This window comes from Clostridioides sp. ZZV15-6388 (genome assembly GCF_020657755.1).
Taxonomy (GTDB): Bacteria; Bacillota; Clostridia; order Peptostreptococcales; family Peptostreptococcaceae; genus Clostridioides.
On record NZ_JAGWCU010000123.1, the window covers coordinates 1 to 304 of the forward strand.

The 304-nt window shown below is 34.9% G+C and carries 2 rRNA genes; both read left to right on the top strand.

The features are described 5' to 3' along the window. Positions 1 to 112, top strand: a 23S ribosomal RNA gene (locus KGF48_RS20015); the annotation flags it as partial. A gap of 115 nt (positions 113 to 227) precedes the next feature. After that, positions 228 to 304 (top strand): 5S ribosomal RNA (rrf, locus tag KGF48_RS20020); the annotation flags it as partial.

A 304-nucleotide genomic window follows, 5' to 3' on the forward strand; every position in this document is an offset into this window, starting at 1 on the left:
TTTCCCACCGCAAGGGTAAGACCCCAGAAAGACTATCTGGTTGATAGGTCGAAGGTGTAAGTGCAGCAATGTATTTAGCTTATCGATACTAATAGGTCGAGGACTTGACCAATATTTATTTGATGTTCATTAATTAAAATATATATGTAGTTTTTAGAGTGTTAACTCTAAAGAAATTAGTTTTACTAGTTTCAATAACTTAATAGTAATATTAAGCATAAAGATTATGTGGTTACAATAGCAGAGAGGATACACCTGTTCCCATTCCGAACACAGAAGTTAAGCTCTCTAGCGCTGATGGTAC